At 33.7% G+C, this 16,683-nt stretch carries 12 protein-coding genes and 1 tRNA gene; 4 read left to right on the top strand and 9 right to left on the bottom strand.

The window, feature by feature from the left end; genetic code table 11:
* Nucleotides 1-61 precede the first annotated feature (61 nt).
* A tRNA-His gene (locus tag BSF42_RS03565) sits at nt 62-135 on the top strand.
* A gap of 450 nt (nt 136-585) precedes the next feature.
* On the opposite strand, the gene BSF42_RS03560 is transcribed toward BSF42_RS03565, so the two are convergent.
* The 8 genes from BSF42_RS03560 to BSF42_RS03525 form a co-directional block, all read right to left on the bottom strand.
* A complete protein-coding gene (locus BSF42_RS03560; protein WP_095951754.1) occupies nt 586-1,437 on the bottom strand; it encodes a neutral zinc metallopeptidase in 852 nt (283 codons plus the stop codon).
* A gap of 181 nt (nt 1,438-1,618) precedes the next feature.
* Nucleotides 1,619-5,671, bottom strand: a complete 4,053-nt coding sequence (locus BSF42_RS03555; RefSeq protein ID WP_095951753.1) for a PAS domain S-box protein — start codon at nt 5,669-5,671, stop codon at nt 1,619-1,621.
* An 88-nt stretch (nt 5,672-5,759) separates the two neighbouring features.
* On the bottom strand, nt 5,760-6,554 hold the full coding sequence (locus BSF42_RS03550; RefSeq protein WP_095951752.1) for a hypothetical protein: 795 nt from the start codon (nt 6,552-6,554) through the stop codon (nt 5,760-5,762).
* A 120-nt stretch (nt 6,555-6,674) separates the two neighbouring features.
* Nucleotides 6,675-8,003: an aldehyde dehydrogenase gene (locus tag BSF42_RS03545; RefSeq protein WP_095951751.1), complete on the bottom strand. Its 1,329-nt coding sequence runs from the start codon at nt 8,001-8,003 to the stop codon at nt 6,675-6,677.
* A 76-nt stretch (nt 8,004-8,079) separates the two neighbouring features.
* On the bottom strand, nt 8,080-8,769 hold the full coding sequence (locus BSF42_RS03540) for an RluA family pseudouridine synthase (protein ID WP_095951750.1): 690 nt from the start codon (nt 8,767-8,769) through the stop codon (nt 8,080-8,082).
* Nucleotides 8,770-8,943: 174 nt separating this feature from the next.
* Nucleotides 8,944-9,762 carry a 3-methyl-2-oxobutanoate hydroxymethyltransferase gene (gene panB, locus BSF42_RS03535; RefSeq protein ID WP_095951749.1) on the bottom strand — a complete coding sequence of 273 codons (819 nt, stop codon included), beginning with the start codon at nt 9,760-9,762 and terminating at the stop codon, nt 8,944-8,946.
* 52 nt (nt 9,763-9,814) lie between these two features.
* On the bottom strand, nt 9,815-11,008 hold the full coding sequence (locus BSF42_RS03530) for an SH3 domain-containing protein (protein ID WP_095951748.1): 1,194 nt from the start codon (nt 11,006-11,008) through the stop codon (nt 9,815-9,817).
* Between the two features lie 164 nt (nt 11,009-11,172).
* Nucleotides 11,173-12,600, bottom strand: a complete 1,428-nt coding sequence (locus BSF42_RS03525) for an L-serine ammonia-lyase (RefSeq protein WP_095951747.1) — start codon at nt 12,598-12,600, stop codon at nt 11,173-11,175.
* 299 nt (nt 12,601-12,899) lie between these two features.
* Here BSF42_RS03525 and BSF42_RS03520 point away from each other — a divergent pair, with 299 nt between their 5' ends.
* From BSF42_RS03520 to BSF42_RS03510, 3 genes are all read left to right on the top strand, one after another.
* Nucleotides 12,900-15,047 carry a cation:proton antiporter gene (locus tag BSF42_RS03520; protein WP_095951746.1) on the top strand — a complete coding sequence of 716 codons (2,148 nt, stop codon included), beginning with the start codon at nt 12,900-12,902 and terminating at the stop codon, nt 15,045-15,047.
* Between the two features lie 14 nt (nt 15,048-15,061).
* Complete coding sequence (locus BSF42_RS03515; protein ID WP_095951745.1) at nt 15,062-15,379, top strand: DUF4348 domain-containing protein; 318 nt, start codon at nt 15,062-15,064, stop codon at nt 15,377-15,379.
* A 137-nt stretch (nt 15,380-15,516) separates the two neighbouring features.
* Nucleotides 15,517-15,879 (top strand): glyoxalase, encoded by a 363-nt coding sequence (locus tag BSF42_RS03510; protein WP_095951744.1) that lies wholly within the window; start codon nt 15,517-15,519, stop codon nt 15,877-15,879.
* Between the two features lie 116 nt (nt 15,880-15,995).
* Here the strand turns inward: BSF42_RS03510 and BSF42_RS03505 are convergent, their stop codons facing one another.
* On the bottom strand, nt 15,996-16,679 hold the full coding sequence (locus BSF42_RS03505; RefSeq protein WP_095951743.1) for a 2'-5' RNA ligase family protein: 684 nt from the start codon (nt 16,677-16,679) through the stop codon (nt 15,996-15,998).
* Nucleotides 16,680-16,683: the final 4 nt, after the last annotated feature.

The raw sequence follows: 16,683 nt of genomic DNA, 5'->3' as shown, positions 1-16,683 counted from the left end.
TCGTTTTTTTCTTTGTAGAACTCAACCTTTGTTCTATATTTGCACTCGCTAAGCAAAAATGGTGGTTGTAGCTCAGCTGGTTAGAGTAGCGGTTTGTGGTGCCGCGGGTCGCCGGTTCGAACCCGGTCAGCCACCCAGATTCAAAGCCTTGAAGAAATTCAAGGCTTTTTTTGTTTTTATACCTTTGGGGAAATTCCAAATTTTTAAATTCCAAATTCCAAAACCCAAATTCCAAAACCCAAATTCCAAAACCCAAATTCCAAATTCCAAAATCCGAACCCAAATTCCAAATTCCAATTTTATTGTAGGCTGTGGTTTCAGCCTTGGGAGGTATAATAGGCTTTAATTATTGATTCGGCAATTGATAATTTTATAATGATTTTGATTGTGGAGTTTCTAGTGTGATCCTTCCTTGCGCCAGGATGAAAAATATTGCGAAGACTTTGCGGGTAACTTTGTCAAAGTTTCAAACTTTGACAAAGTTAGCGTGTATTTGGAATTTGAATTTTTCTAATTTGGAATTTATAAAAAAAGCACAACCGTTAGGTTGTGCTTTTCTGGTGGTTAATATATTTGGTTTATGTATTATCGAATTTCCTCAAATGTAGTTCCTTGTTTAATATCGCCGCTTTTAAAGCCTTTTTTAAACCAGTACATTCTTTGTTCTGAAGTTCCGTGTGTAAAAGAATCGGGAACTACGTGACCTTGCATTTTACTTTGTATGGCATCGTCTCCAACTGCATTTGCAGCACTTAAAGCTTCATCAATATCTCCAGTATCTAAATTTTCCTGATTATAATGTGCCCAAACCCCTGCATAGAAATCAGCCTGTAATTCTAAGGCTACTGATAATTTATTGGCTTGCGCTTCACTTTTTCCTTCTTGTTCCTGACGCATTTTTGCAGACGTTCCCATTAAGGTTTGAATATGGTGGCCTATTTCGTGCGCAATAACATAAGCAATGGCAAAATCACCGCCTTTAGCACCAAATTTTGTTTTTAATTCTTCAAAAAAAGCGAGATCCATATAGACTTTACGATCTCCTGGACAATAAAACGGACCAGATGCTGATGATGCGCCGCCACATGCCGTTTGTACAGAGCCTTTAAAAAGAACCAATTTTGGTTTTTCGTATGTCATGCCATGTTCAGCGAAAATTTTGCTCCAAATGTCTTCGTTATCGGCTAAAATAACTTTTACAAAATTCCCCATTTCTTCATCTTCCTTGCTTAAAGGAGCCGCTGCTTCGGTTTGTTGAGATTGTCCGCCTTGCATTTGTTCTAGAATTGGTGCTATTTGCTGTCCAGTTTCTCCGCCAAATACGTTAAGTAATAAAATAATTATACCAATAACACCGCCGCCGGCGATTACTTTTCCGCCGGATAAACCTCTTCTGTCTTCTACATTATCACTTTGTCTTCTACCGAGCCATTTCATATTGAATTCTTTTTAAACTTATTATAAATTTAGTTGTACGAATTTATATATTTTTTATGATAAATTTCACAATTGAATCAGGAATGTTTTAAAAAATATTTAGTTAGTTTTTAGTCCCAGTTTAAAAGTTTAGAAGTGAAAACTGTGACTGGTGACTGAGACTGAAAGTGAAAACTAAAAATCACCCAAGCCATTTAATTAATGTTTCTTCAACCGTTCCTTTCATGATTGGTTTAGAGATATAATCATCCATTCCGGCAGAAATACATTTGTTTCTTTCGTCTTTTTCTGCTCCGGCCGTGACTGCAATTATCGGAATATCTCTTCCGTTTTTGGTGTTCCGAATGGCTTTTGTAGTTTCATAACCGTTCATAATGGGCATTTGAATATCCATAAAAACAATAGTTGGATTTATTTTTTCAAATTGCTGAATCGCTTCATATCCATTTTCACATTCACAGATATAAGCATTGTTATAAAGGTTTTTAATAATTGTTTTTAGAAGCAGCATGTTTACTTTGTTGTCTTCAACAATCAAAAACGTAATTTCATTATCGTTTGGTTTGTTGTCATCGGTATCCAATTCGATATTTAAACTTTTAAGTTCAGCGTTATATTTATCGCTAATGCTTTGGTTGCTCGTTTTTAGGTTTAAATCAAAGAAGAAAGTGCTTCCTTCATTAATATTACTTTCAAGCTGTAAACGGCTTTCCATTAAAGCAAGGAGTTGGTTTGAAATGGTTAGACCTAATCCTGTTCCTCCAAACTTTCTCGTTGTAGAGCTATCTTCTTGTGAAAAAGCTTTAAAAATTTTCTTTTGGTTCTTTTCAAGAATACCAATTCCGGTATCGACTACAGCAAAACGAATCAGACAATTATTATTTTTCTTTTTTTCTAAGACAGAGACGTTTAATTTTATAGAACCTTCAGTAGTAAACTTCACCGCATTTGAAAGAAGATTAATCAAGATTTGTTTAATTCTCACAATATCTGTCCAAATGTATTTAGGGACATCAGGATCTATATTCAGTTCAAGTTCGAGATTTTTTTGATTGGATTCGTAAACAATTAAATCGAAAACCTGTCCTAATACTTTTTTGATATCATAAAGATCTATAAACAGCTCTAGTTTTCCGGCTTCGATTTTGGAGAAATCCAGAATGTCATTTATAATTTCAAGCAGTGAATGCGCCGATTGATTAATCGTTGTCATGTATTTTTCCTGAATTTCTTCAAGATCAGTTTTCATCAATAAATGGGTAAAACCAATGATTCCGTTAAGAGGTGTTCTAATTTCGTGGGACATATTGGCTAAGAAATCAGACTTAGATTTATTTGCTGCTTCCGCTAATTGTTTGGCTTTTATAGCATCTTCAATTTCTTTTTTGTTTGTAATGTCAAAATAAATACCGCCGACAAACTCGATTTCATCATCTCTTTTAATTACATCTCCAAACTCTTCAACCCAAATATATTCGCCAGATTTTCGCTTAATTCTATAAACGTTATGCAAAGGCATTCCTTTTTGTAGATTGTCGATTTGGTTGTTTATAACTTCTTCTTTATCATCCTGATGAATAAGAGACAGGAATGATAAATTATTTTCTATAAATTCAGATTTTGAATATCCCGTTAAATTTAAAACTTCGTCATTCAGGAATATTTTAGTAGAAAAAGCATCAAATTTGGATAAATAAACGGTTCCGGGAATGTTGTTGGCAATTAGTTTGAATTTTTCCTCACTTTCCAAGATTTTAGTTTCATTTCGGTTTCTTTCTAATGCAGAAGAAATGTTATTGGCCAATACTTGAAAGATATTAATTTCATCTTCAGACCATTTTTTTTCTTTCATACAATCGTCAAAACCAATAAAACCAGTAAACAGATCATTGATATAAAGCGGCAGGATTAGAATCGATTTGATTTCGTTATTTATCAAAAGCGTTTTGAAAAATCCCTCTTCAAGTTTTCTGGTAAATGTATTTAGGATTTTTCTTTGCTGCGCAGCCTCGTAAATCTCTTTTAAATTTTCTTCGGTCATGTGGCGCAGCGGCGTAATTTGATGTTCAATTCCTTCCCGAGACCATTTGTATTTTTGGCTGACAGTATTGTAAATCGCATCTTTTTCGTAGTAATACATATGATCTACTTTGGCGGCTTTTCCAATAATATCATACGTTTCCTGAAACATCTGATGCGTTGTTTTACTCAACAAGAATTTTTCTGTACAAAGCGAGAGCGCAGATAAAAGCTGACTTTTAAATTCTAATTTCCTTTCGGCTTCCAAACGCATTTGTGACGAAATAGCAAGCGAAATTACATCAGAAATTGTTCTGGCGTAATTGATGTCCTCATTGTCCCATTCGCGTTTTCTTTCGGTACTTTCAAAGCACACAACGCCGGCCAATTGTCCTGTAAAAAAAATAGGAACATCAAGCATTGACTTGATATTATTCTTGGTAAAATATAATTTTTCAAATTCAGATGTTTCTAATTTATTGAACACATCCGGCGCGTTGATAATTGCTTTATTGCTTAAAGTTTCAAAATAAATAGGATACGATTCTTTATTTAAAATGTTTTTGTCGTTTAAGTTTTGGTTGTCCAGACTGTAAAGATTTTTGCAGGTGATAAGATCTTTGTGGTATTTCCAAAAACTTACGCGATTGGCATTGCTGACTTCTGCTGCTTCTTTAATAATTAAATCAATAACTGTATTTAGTTTATCGTATTTACTAAAATCTGTGGTTGATAATTTTTTGGTCGAATTATTATAGGATTCAATTTTTTTAAGACGCCTTTTTTTCTCATTTTCGATACTCTTTTTCTCTGTAATATCTCTTGCAATTCCAGAGAATCCAGTTGTTAATCCTAAGTCATTTCTGCGGACAATAATTTTTTGAGAAATCCATATTTCTTCTCCGTTTTTCTTCAAAATCGGAATTTCAATTATGGGGTAGTTGTTTTCGTTAAGAACTAAATTTTCATAAAAATCAACAGCGCTTTTGATATAATTTTCGTGAATGAAATTGGAATAATGTTTCTGAATAATTTCTTTTTTTGAATAACCCAAAATGGAAAACCCAAATTCATTTATGAAAGTAAAATATCCTTCGGCATCAATTTCAAATATAATATCGGTTGCAGTCTGGATAAGATTTTTATATTGATCCTGAACAATAATCTGCTCTGTAACATCCTGACCAATACTGATAATTAAATCATCGGAGAATTTTTTGTCTTTCCATTGAATGTATTTAAACTCTCCATTACTGCTTTTTAATTTTCTAATGTAAAGTTTATTTTCTTGGTTTTTGAGCGGATCCAGTTTTTCCAGAAATTCAGAATCCTGTGTTAATTCCCAGAATTTTAATCCCATTACTTCTTCTGGCTGATAACCCAAAATAGAAGTTACAGTTTCGCTGCAGAATAAAATTTCGCCTTTTTGATTGGAAGCAATTGTAAGTGAATTTCCTTTATGAACAATTTCACTTGCAAACCTAAAATTATCACGATTATTTAATAAAACAGCATATTTTACTTGATTGATAATGAAAATCAGTATACAGAAATTAATCAGTAAAATGGAAGATTTTATAGGAATCAGCTGAAAAGTTACAGTTGTAATTAAAAACAAAAAAGTCAGCGCTACAAAAAGCCAGTAGATTTTTATTGGTTTAAGAATGCCGTACGAAAAGAAAAAGGAGATTAAGAAAACAATTATCGGAACAACATCATTAGAAAGTGAAACGATATTGAATGCCACATAAGCCATATAAATGAAAAAGCAGCAAATAAAAATCTGCTGAATCTTATCTCGAAGCCATTTTATTTTATTGGTTATTGCGTAAATAAGAAGTACAGAAATACCAATTGAAACATTTACCAATAAAAGGCTTTTAGGCCTGATTTTGAATATTTCATTAATGATTTCTATTACAATAACGGCGATACCAAAAAATAAAATATAAAGCTGATATTCTTTACTAATGGTCTCTTGTTCTTTTTTCTTTTCGATGAAATAACCAATTTTAGCTTTAATTTTAAAAAACTGGTAAACTAACAGCGAAAGAAAGGCAAAGAGCGATAATCCTAATACAATAAGTTTAGGATTGTTGTAGAAAATAATATCCGTATTAGAGACATACCATCCGGTCATAATTGATTCCATGATATTCCCAATGCTGGAAATTCCTGCAATAACCGATTTAAAAATACTATAGTATACGACCATAGAATTTGGGTATGTTGGTTTAGTAAACAGCCTTTTGATAATTCTTAAAAGAAGTGGTTAGGTTCTATATTTTTAAGAATTATCTATTTTAATCTACATTCGATTGTCCAATTGAATCAATTGAATCCTCGTCTTCGTCTATGCCAAAAATTGCAAAATAAGTTGCATAAATCATCGAGCTGTTAAAAACTACAGTAAATATTATTCCCACGCAGCAGCCAACAAGACCAACCAGCGAGCCAATAAAACCAATGATGAAAAATGCAAATATGTTAAGCGGATTTTTAGTAACAATAATTATACTTGATTTTATAGCGTCTACTGCATTCAAATTTCCGAAAATAATTAACGGAATCGATAAATACATAAAATACGATACCATGAACGAAATTACATTTCCAACATACAATATATCGTAACTATCTACAAGATTAGAAAGCGCAGTTCCTATAAGTGAGGGAATAAAAGCCACTACGAAAAGCTGGGCAAGATATCTTCCTTTGTAATAGGTGAAAATTGTCGAGACATTAAATTCAACATCTCTATCTGCACAATCGGCCATTTTTAGAAAACCTGCGCTAAAAGGCGCTATTATTCCTGCTATTGCAGAAACAGAAACAGTTTGTATTACAAGTTCTAAGCCTGTAAACTTCTGGTTGCTAAATTCTGTTATGAAATCTCTAGTAAGACTTTCTACTCCAAAATAAGCAATCAGAACACCCATGTAAACCATAAGCGCGATTATAGAGAAGACTAATATGATAAGTCCAGAATAAAGCGCTATTTTTTTATAGTTTTCAAACGCGTGATTGAAAACGTTAGAAAAATCAAGGGAATAGCCATTTTTTTTAATGTCCTCAATTTGGGCAAGTGTAGATTTCATTTTTGATTGTAAAATTGTTTTATAGACTTCAAGTATTGATAATATCTTGACGTAAATATAATATTTTTAATCAATTCCGTATAAAAATCTACAAAACATTCAGGACAGTTTTTAACGAATTTAAAGCCAGTCTAAAATTCTTTTTAGGGAGGCTAATTTGTCTTTATAAGGCGCATAACGCATAGGTAAATCAAGCCAGTTGCCTTTTTTGACAATTGCTTTATGATGAGAAAAGGTATCAAAGCTGAGCTGGCCGTGGTAAGCGCCGATTCCGCTGTGGCCAACACCTCCAAAAGGAAGTCTTTTATTAGAAAAGTGAACGACTGTATCGTTAATGCAGCCTCCTCCAAAAGAGTATTTTTTAATCAATTTTTTAACAAACGAATTATTTTCACTAAAAATATAAAATGAAAGAGGTTTCTCATAACGGCTGACTACTTTTTCAATGTCGTTTTCGTTTTCATAAACAAGAATTGGCAGTATTGGGCCAAAGATTTCTTCTTTCATAACCGGACTGTCCAAATCTGGTTCTTCTAATAAAGTTGGAGCAATGTACAGTTTATTAGCATCACTTTCACCGCCAAACAAAACATTTTCGTTCTGGATCATATTGGTCAAACGATACCAGTTTTTGGTATTGATAATACGCGCAAAATCTGGAGATTTGTCTATTTTTTTTCCGTACGCTTTAATGATTTCTTCAATTAAATAGGTAATAAAATTGACCTTCATGTTTTTTTGAATCATGATATAATCTGGAGCAATACAGGTTTGTCCTGCATTTATAAATTTCCCCCAGACGATTCTTTTTGCGGCTAGTTTTAAATCTGCAGTTTCATCAACAATACAGGGATTTTTTCCGCCTAATTCTAGTGTTACAGGAGTTAGATTTTCGGCAGCAGCTTTTGCAACGATTTTACCAACAGAAACGCTTCCGGTAAAAAAGATATAATCCCAGCGCTGTGCTAATAATTTATTACAAACTTCAACACCGCCTTCAAAAACTTCGACGTGATTGATGTGAAATGTTTTTTCTATAATTTTTGCAATTACGGCAGAAGTGTGCGGCGTAAGTTCGGAAGGTTTTAAAGTAACTCTGTTTCCTGCAGCTACAGCGGCGATTAATGGACATAAGGCTAATTGAAAAGGATAGTTCCACGGAGCAATGATCAATACATTACCGTAAGGTTCTTTGTAAATATGATCAGTAGAAGGGAAGTTGAGCAGCGAAGGAAAAACACGTTTGGGTTTTGCCCATTTGCTAATGTTTTTAATCACGGCTTTAAGATCCGAAATAACATAATTGGTTTCTGTAACAACAGCCTCAAACTCTGGTTTTTTAAAGTCATCGTATAACGCTTTGATGATTAAATCTTCGCTTTTCTGAATGTTATACAATAACTTTTTCAGCGTTTCTTTTCGATACCCGATGTCACTTTTATAATCCATTTTTTCGATCAGCTTGTTTTTAGTCTATGCAAGTTAATCGATATAAATTTAAAAAATAAGAATTAAATCATAAAAATCATACAGCATTCCAAATCGCATCGTCTGGCGTTGGAGCAATGATTGTAATGTTTTCTTTAGAAACTGGATGTACAAAAGTCAGCTTTCTGGCATGAAGATGAATTCCCCCATCTGGATTGCTTCTGTCTGCTCCGTATTTTAAATCGCCTTTTATTGGTGAACCAATAGCAGACAATTGCGCTCTAATTTGATGATGACGCCCAGTATGTAAATTGATTTCCAGCGCTGTATAATTTTGAAGTTCTTTGATGATTGTATAATCTAAACTGGCTAGTTTACTGTCTGGAACTTCTTTTAAATGTGCTTTTGAAGTATTATTTTTTTCGTTTCTTTTTAAATAATGAACCAATTTAGCAGCAGCTTCTTTTGGTTTATTTTTTACAACAGCCCAATAGGTTTTTTTCGTTTCACGATTACTGAAAAGTTCATTCATTCGTGTTAGAGCCTTGCTTGTTCTGGCAAAAACAACTATTCCAGTTGTAGGACGATCCAAACGATGAATTACACCCAGAAAAACATCACCAGGTTTATTGTATTTATTTTTGATGTATTCTTTTACAACATCAGACAAAGGTTTGTCTCCCGTTTTATCTCCCTGCACAATATCACCTACGCGTTTGTTAACCACTATGATGTGGTTATCTTCGTGTAAAACTTGGAGATTATCTTTATTAGAAACTACTTTCAAAATAGATTTTAGATTATAGAATTACTGATTTTGAGAAATTTGCTAAAGCCCTTGTAGTGGATTAAAAATATACCTCCAGCTTTAGCTGGAGGCAATTCATAAACCTTTGAACCTTTGCTACTAAAAAAAAACTTAGCACCTCAGACCCTTAGTACCTTAGCACCTTTAAAAAAATTAATATTGTTCGCTAGAATTCGGAAAATCACTAGACTTCACGTCCGTTGCATATTGACCAATTGCTTGTGTCATTTGCTCGTAAAGATTTAAGTAACGACGCAAGAAACGCGGACTAAATTCATTATTCATTCCTAACATGTCATGAATAACCAAAACCTGCCCGTCAACACCGCCGCCGGCTCCAATTCCAATTACCGGGATCGAAATACTGTCGGCTACTTTTTTAGCTAGATCTGCTGGAATTTTTTCAAGTACAACTCCAAAACATCCAATTTTTTCCAACATTTGAGCATCTTCAATTAACTTTTCAGCTTCCTCTTCTTCCTTTGCACGCACGCTGTAAGTTCCAAATTTATAGATCGATTGAGGTGTTAAACCCAAATGTCCCATTACTGGAATTCCTGCGTGTAATATTTTTTTGATTGATTCTTTAATTTCTTTTCCGCCTTCTAATTTAACTGCGTGTCCGCCGCTTTCTTTCATTATTCTGATAGAAGAGCGCAACGCTTCTTTAGGATCCGATTGGTAGCTTCCGAAAGGTAAATCTACTACAACCAAAGCTCTTTCGACAGCACGAACTACAGACGAAGCGTGATAGATCATTTGATCTAGCGTAATTGGAAGTGTCGTTTCGTGACCCGCCATAACATTTGATGCCGAATCACCAACTAAAATTACATCGACACCTGCAGTGTCAACAATTTTCGCCATTGTATAATCATACGCGGTAAGCATAGAGATCTTTTCTCCATTGCTTTTCATTTCAATTAATGACTTTGTTGTGATTCTTTTATAATCTTTCTTTGCTACTGACATTTTGTTGTTTTTTTTGATATTGTAAAAGTATTGAATAATTGTAAATTGGGAATCAGCAATAATAGAATATTTCGACAGAAAATAGTTTCCCGTCTTTAAATTCTAATCTAAACTGACTGTCTTCCATTATGAGGGAATATTTATGCGGTGATTTTAGAGAAGCCTCAATGTAAGTTCCATATTTTTCAATGAAAGCTTTTTCAGTAAGGTGATAATCTAAAACTGCATTTTGATTGATTATGAATTTGTTGTTTTCGTTGATGAAAACTTTAATAATTTCTGCTTTGTTTTGCTTTTCATCTACAGAAACTTCCAAATCTGGATAGTAATAAAATAAGTCACTTATGTAAAGGCTGCATTCGTCTGAAATGCGGTTTTTTTTAGGCGGATTTCCAAAAGTTTTTACCAAATCGGTTTGTGATATGTATACTGATTTTGTTTTAAAACCTTTAAGGGAATAATACGATTTTTGTGTAAAAGCAATAATCTGTTCAATTAGTTTATGATTGGATAAACCTTTGGCTAAAGCCATATTCAATTCGGTCTCAGCAATTAATTTTGGGTCGTTTATTTGTTTTACAACTTCAGAATATCTTTGATAAGCAGGAACTAATGTAGAATAATCGCTGTTCCAGGCCATTTCGACAATTCTTTCGCTTAGTGTTTTGCGCTCAGAAATAGCATTAATGTCAAGTTTGTCGAAATCTTTTAAAAGCGTATCAAAATTGGGTCTCACACCAAGAAATTTCCGCAAAGTATATTTTACATATTCCTCGTTAAAATTGCCGTTAATATTTACCCATTCCTCTGGATTTACTGGTAAATAATTTACAGGAACGGCATCACCCATAAAAAGGATTTCTCTAATTTTTGCATTTTTATCGGGCAGCGCTCTGGCTTTAAGACCTGCAGCTATAATAAAAAGATGGTTTCCGCCGTAATAAGCATCGCCGCCTGCTAATATTGGGTTTTGAGGATCCTTAGTTTTTACATCCTTGGCATTAAGCCTTGTGGTAATATATTTATCCTCAATAAATCCTTCATTAAAATTATCGGCTTGTACTTTTCGCCAGCCATTTTGATTTTCACCCAGTAAACGAACTTCAGCTCCATATTTAAAATAACCTAAAAAATCGGCAGAAGAATTTGGTGCGGTATGTAATCTTGTATCAGAAATCAGAAAATAACGTTCTTGAGAATGCAGTAAAACTGAACAGAAAAAGAGTAAAAAGTAAAGTTTTTTCATGAAGTGAATTTTGGTATTTTGCAACAGATTAAAAAGATTTTTACAGATTTTTTTTTTTTACGCAGATTTATTTATTCTAAATTTTAAATAAAATCTGCCTAATCTGCTAAATCTGAGTGAAAAATAATTTTGATACTTTTAATCTTTAGCAAAAAAAAAACATTTTAACAATCAGCCATATTTACAGCAATTGCAAGTCCACCTTCTGAGGTTTCTTTATATTTTGAATTCATATCTTTTGCCGTTTCCCACATCGTATTAATTACTTTATCCAAAGGAACTTTAGCGTTTTTCGAATCAGTTTCCAAGGCAAGTTCTGCAGCATTTATCGCTTTTATCGCTCCCATCGTATTTCTTTCAATACAAGGAATCTGAACCAAGCCGCCAATAGGATCACAGGTTAAACCAAGATGATGTTCCATTGCAATTTCAGCTGCCATTAAAACCTGCGCAGGACTTCCGCCCATTAATTCGCAGAGCGCTGCTGCCGCCATTGAAGACGAAACACCAATTTCTGCCTGACAACCGCCCATTGCTGCCGAAATCGTAGATCCTTTTTTGAAAATACTGCCAATTTCGCCCGCAACCATCAAGAATTGCTTGATTTCTTTTTCGCCCGCATTATGATTTTCAATTACCAGATAATACATTAAAACCGCTGGAATTACACCCGAACTTCCGTTTGTAGGTGCCGTAACAACTCGGCCTAAAGACGCATTTACTTCATTCACGGCAAGTGCAAAACAGCTTACCCATTTTAGAATCTGGCGAAATTTAACTTCGGTTTTTCTAATTTCTTCCAGCCAGCTTTGCGGATCAGTATAATTAGATAATCCGATAAGGTTTTGGTGCATATCAAAAGCTCTTCTGCGAACGTTAAGTCCGCCGGGAAGTATTCCTTCAGAATGACAGCCAATATACATGCATTCCAGCATCGTATTCCAAATACGCATTAATTCTGAATGCACTTCGGCTTCAGGGCGCATCGAAATTTCATTTTCATATACAATTTCAGAAATCAATTTATTTTCAGAAATAGTATAATTCAACAACTCAGCTGCATTTTGAACAGGATAAGGAAAAGCACATTTTATAACTTCTTTCAGTTTGGCATTTGTGCGTTCTTCTTTTACGACAAAACCGCCTCCGATAGAATAAAAAGTAGATTCATATTCTGAATTATCTCCTTTATAAGCAGTAAATTTTAATCCATTTGCATGGAAAGGAAGAAAATCTTTATTGAAAACAATGTCTTGAAGAAAATAAAACGGAATCTTTTTTTGGTTTCCCAAATTGATTTCATTTGTCGTTTCGATTTTTTTGATAATTCCAGCAATGTCTTCAACCGGAATATATTCGGGATCCTGACCGCTCAATCCGAGCATCACTGCTAAATCTGTTGCGTGCCCTTTTCCTGTCAAAGAAAGAGAACCGTATAAATCGACTTTTACTCTTGTAATATCTTCTAAAATCGCTTCGTCTTTCAACTCTTCCAGAAAGCGTTCCGCAGCACGCCAAGGTCCCAAAGTGTGTGAGCTTGAAGGGCCAACGCCAATTTTAAGCATATCAAAAACAGAGATACATTCTTCCATTGTTCAATTTTTGTTAAGACAAAGATAATTGAATAATGCAATGATGATTTATTTTTGAATGTTAATCTTGCGTATTTGTTAAAATAAATATTAAATATTAATAATTCGGCAACGAAATAAATTTAAATCCTTAATATGCAGTTTTCGTAGAAAGTTCGTGTTTTTTAGGTATTTTTGTAGTAAATCAAGCTGTAAAAAACAGCACGATCCTTTCCAATTATTAATGCTTCAGGGATTTTGTTTTAATTCTGAAAATGTCTTTTAGAAATAGGAATACCACAAGAAGATAAAGTTACAATATGATAGAATTTTTCAAACATCTATTACAAGAATTCGAATTACCGCTTAGCAATCCCGTGTTAATTTTTTCTTTGATCCTTTTTATAATCCTGCTTTCGCCGATTTTACTAAAAAAAATCAATATCCCAGGAATTATCGGACTGATTATTTCGGGTGTTATCATCGGTCCGCATGGACTAAATATTCTGGCAAAAAATTCAGCAGTCGACTTATTTTCGACAATCGGGCTTCTGTATATAATGTTTATTGCAGGTCTAGAATTGGATATGAATGAGTTTAAAGCCAATCGAAACAAGAGTTTATTATTTGGTTTTTTTACCTTCATTCTACCTCTTTCAATAGGATTTCCAGTTTGTTTTTATTTGTTACAATACGACTTTAACGCCAGTTTTCTAACCGCTAGTATGTTTGCTACACATACATTGGTAGCCTATCCAATTGTGAGTAAACTCGGAATTGCAAAAAATCAAGCTGTTGCCATTACAGTCGGAGGGACTATCTTGACAGATACTGCGGTTTTGATTATTCTTGCCGTGATTATGGGAAGCAGTCAAGGGAATTTAAATCAAGCTTTTTGGATTAAACTAGGTGTTTCATTGGCGATTTTTTCTGCGATTATGTTTCTGGTTATTCCAAGAATTGCCAAATGGTTTTTCAAAAAATTAGAAAGTGAAAAACATGCCCATTATATTTTTGTGCTTTCTGTTGTTTTCTTCGCTGCCTTTTTGGCCGAAGTAGCAGGAGTAGAGCCTATTATTGGCGCATTCGTTGCTGGTTTGGCATTGAATCCTTTAATTCCGCATTCGTCTGCTTTGATGAACCGAATTGAGTTTATCGGGAATTCACTATTTATTCCGTTTTTCTTGATTTCAGTAGGAATGCTGGTTGATGTGAGCGTTATTTTAAGCGGACCAACAGCTTTAATTGTGGCAGGAACTTTAAGTGTTGTGGCAATTTTCGGAAAATGGATTGCAGCATTTTTTACTCAGGTTGTTTTTAAATATACCAAAACCGAAAGACAACTTATTTTTGGGTTGAGCAGTGCGCACGCGGCAGCAACTCTGGCCGTAATTTTGGTTGGATTTAAAGCAAAAATATTAGACGAAAATATCTTAAACGGAACTATTATTTTAATTCTGATTACATGTATCGTCGCTTCATTTGCTACTGAAAAAGCGGCGAAAAAAATTGCCATCTGCGAAGAAGAAATTTCACCTAAAGATACAGGACGAGATTTAATTTTAGACGAACATATTTTGATTCCGCTGGCAAAAACTTCGGCAGCAGCCACTTTATTGGATTTTGCCTTATTGATAAAAGATAAAAAATCGTCTAATCCAGTTACTTTGTTAACAATTGTTCCGAATAACGGACAAGCGGAAAAGAATATATTAAAATACAGAAAAGCAGTTGACAAATTTGTAGTTCAAGCTTCTGCTTCAGAAGTAAAAATTAATACTATTGCCAGAATTGATCATAATCCTGCGAGTGGAATTGCAAGAACTTCGAAAGAAATTATGTCGGATATTGTGATTGTCGGATGGCCGAGAAAAACAGGGTTTATCGATAAAATCTTTGGAGAAAACGTCGATTCTATTATTAATAATGTGGATAAAAGTTTATTCATCTGCCGTTTCCAAAAGAACTTTATTGAAGAAAAAAGATTGGTTTTTGTATGCCCTCCGTTTTCAGAAAGGGGAATTGGTTTTCAAGTACTGCTTCAGAAAATCTGTCGTTTGTCTCAGGAATTAAGTATTCCGATTGTGGTTTATGCCGAATATAAAACGCATCAAGCTATTCAGCAGATTGCTAATGTTTTAAAATTGAATGCAAAACTTGCTTTTAAAAGCGTAATGGACTGGGAAGATTTTGAAGCTATTTCAGACGAGATAAAACCAACAGATTTGGTAGTTTTCAATTTGTCCAGAAAAGGTTCTGTTTCGTACCAGTCAATTTTTGATAAACTGCCTCATAAATTTGAAAAATATTTTAATGATAACAATGTAATATTGGTTTATCCGCAGGACGATCGTAAAGAAAGTGCGATGGATGCCTACGAAGATTTTACAGCATCGCCCTTAGCAAAAGGTATCGAGGCAATTGAGCAGATTGGTCGTGGTTTAGGAAGTATTTTGAAGAAGAATTAATTATTTTGTTTCTAATGAAATATAGTAAACCCTTTGCCTTTTTATTTCTTTCTCTCGTTTTTTTAAGTTGTAAAAAGCATGAAATAGAAAAAGAATCTGTTCCAAATTTGCCTGTTAAGAAATCAGAAAAAAAAGAAGTTATAGAAACAGCTGAAAGCTTTGAGGATTTCAATAAAAAATTTCATTCAGATTCTATTTTTCAGGTTTCAAGAGTTGATTTTCCTATTGAAGGAAAACATGTTTCGGGTTTTGAACAATACAATTGGAACAGAAAGAATTGGCAGTTTCAGGCGATTCCTGTTGCTGAAAAATCAGAAATTGGAGAATACTAGCATTCTTTAGTAAAAACAGATACTTTGGTTACAGAAAGATTTTGGATACCAGACAGCGGTTTTGAAGTAGAAAGACAATTTAAATTGATTGGCAACAAATGGTTTTTAATTTCTTATAATGATATAAATTTATAAAAATGAATCACAAAATAAAATCAATCCGACCATTTATAGGTTCTAAAGATTTCGAAATTTCGAGAAGTTTTTATCGCGATTTAGGATTTGAAGAAACAGTTTTAGATGCGAAAATGTCTGTTTTTAAAACCAATGAAATTGCATTTTACCTGCAAGATGCTTACGTTAAAGACTGGATTGATAACACGATGATTTTTATAGAAGTTGATGATGTCGAGCTTTATTATAAGGAACTTCAGGCTTTAAATCTTCCTGAAAAATACGAAAGCGTAAAATTAACTCCAATTCACTATTTAGATTGGGGAAGTGAATGTTTTCTGCATGATCCGTCTGGTGTTTTATGGCATTTCGGGAAGTTCAAATAAAAATATAAAGATTTGATTTTTTGACACAAATTCCACAAATTTTCACAAATTTGTATTACTTGTTAGTTGAATTAAATAATTAGTGCCAATTTGTGGAATTCGTGGCGAAAAAAAAATTACCTCAATCCAAAATCACCCAAAACCCGCGTTGTACTTTTACGCTGATACCAATCATTATATACTAATTCTATACTTTTTACTTCAAATTCTCCAAAATCATAATCGCGGAATTTTTCAGCGATTTGGATTAATTTCTTCGGATCTTGGAGTTTTTCCTGAAAACGCATTATGGTAGAATGTGCAGTAGAAATAGTATATCGACTGTCTATAGATTGCTGTAATCCAGATTTTTTAAAATTTTCGCGAAGTCTGTTTCGCAAATTATTCAAAGTCTCATCACTTGGAAATCCCTGAATCATAATTGCAGCTGGAGAAGCAGTTACGCCTTTGTAATGAATTTTGATTTTATTTACTTCAACCAAACTTCGGCAGATCACTTCAATATATTCGTTTGGTGAAATCTGATTTAAATTAAATTCCTCCGAACAAGAAATAATCCCCATCACCGTAATATGAATATCAGAATCTGGATAATAATACTGCTCAGGTTCTGCTTTCTTTAATTCGTCAATGATATGCTTTATATTGGCTTTTATTTCATCATTTGGACGAACAAGCAGCGTGATCCCAAAACGAGAATCAGATTCGTTTTTAAGCTCCGAATCGATTGCATATTTTCCTTCCGAAATTGCTTCAGCTGATGATTTATAAAGTTGATTATATTGTTCGGTTAGATTCATTTCG

The sequence above is a fragment of the Flavobacterium sp. ACN6 genome, assembly GCF_002304005.1.
Classification (GTDB): Bacteria; Bacteroidota; Bacteroidia; order Flavobacteriales; family Flavobacteriaceae; genus Flavobacterium.
This window is presented reverse-complemented; position numbering and strand designations above follow the sequence as displayed.

Coding starts and splice junctions, on each gene's coding strand:
- BSF42_RS03545 (WP_095951751.1), bottom strand. CDS start 8,003: ATGGATTATAAAAGTGACATCGGGTATCGAAAAGAAACGCTGAAAAAG.
- BSF42_RS03525 (WP_095951747.1), bottom strand. CDS start 12,600: ATGGAAGAATGTATCTCTGTTTTTGATATGCTTAAAATTGGCGTTGGC.
- BSF42_RS03555 (WP_095951753.1), bottom strand. CDS start 5,671: ATGGTCGTATACTATAGTATTTTTAAATCGGTTATTGCAGGAATTTCC.
- BSF42_RS03510 (WP_095951744.1), top strand. CDS start 15,517: ATGAATCACAAAATAAAATCAATCCGACCATTTATAGGTTCTAAAGAT.
- BSF42_RS03560 (WP_095951754.1), bottom strand. CDS start 1,437: ATGAAATGGCTCGGTAGAAGACAAAGTGATAATGTAGAAGACAGAAGA.
- panB (WP_095951749.1), bottom strand. CDS start 9,762: ATGTCAGTAGCAAAGAAAGATTATAAAAGAATCACAACAAAGTCATTA.
- BSF42_RS03520 (WP_095951746.1), top strand. CDS start 12,900: ATGATAGAATTTTTCAAACATCTATTACAAGAATTCGAATTACCGCTT.
- BSF42_RS03515 (WP_095951745.1), top strand. CDS start 15,062: ATGAAATATAGTAAACCCTTTGCCTTTTTATTTCTTTCTCTCGTTTTT.
- BSF42_RS03505 (WP_095951743.1), bottom strand. CDS start 16,679: ATGAATCTAACCGAACAATATAATCAACTTTATAAATCATCAGCTGAA.
- BSF42_RS03550 (WP_095951752.1), bottom strand. CDS start 6,554: ATGAAATCTACACTTGCCCAAATTGAGGACATTAAAAAAAATGGCTAT.
- BSF42_RS03530 (WP_095951748.1), bottom strand. CDS start 11,008: ATGAAAAAACTTTACTTTTTACTCTTTTTCTGTTCAGTTTTACTGCAT.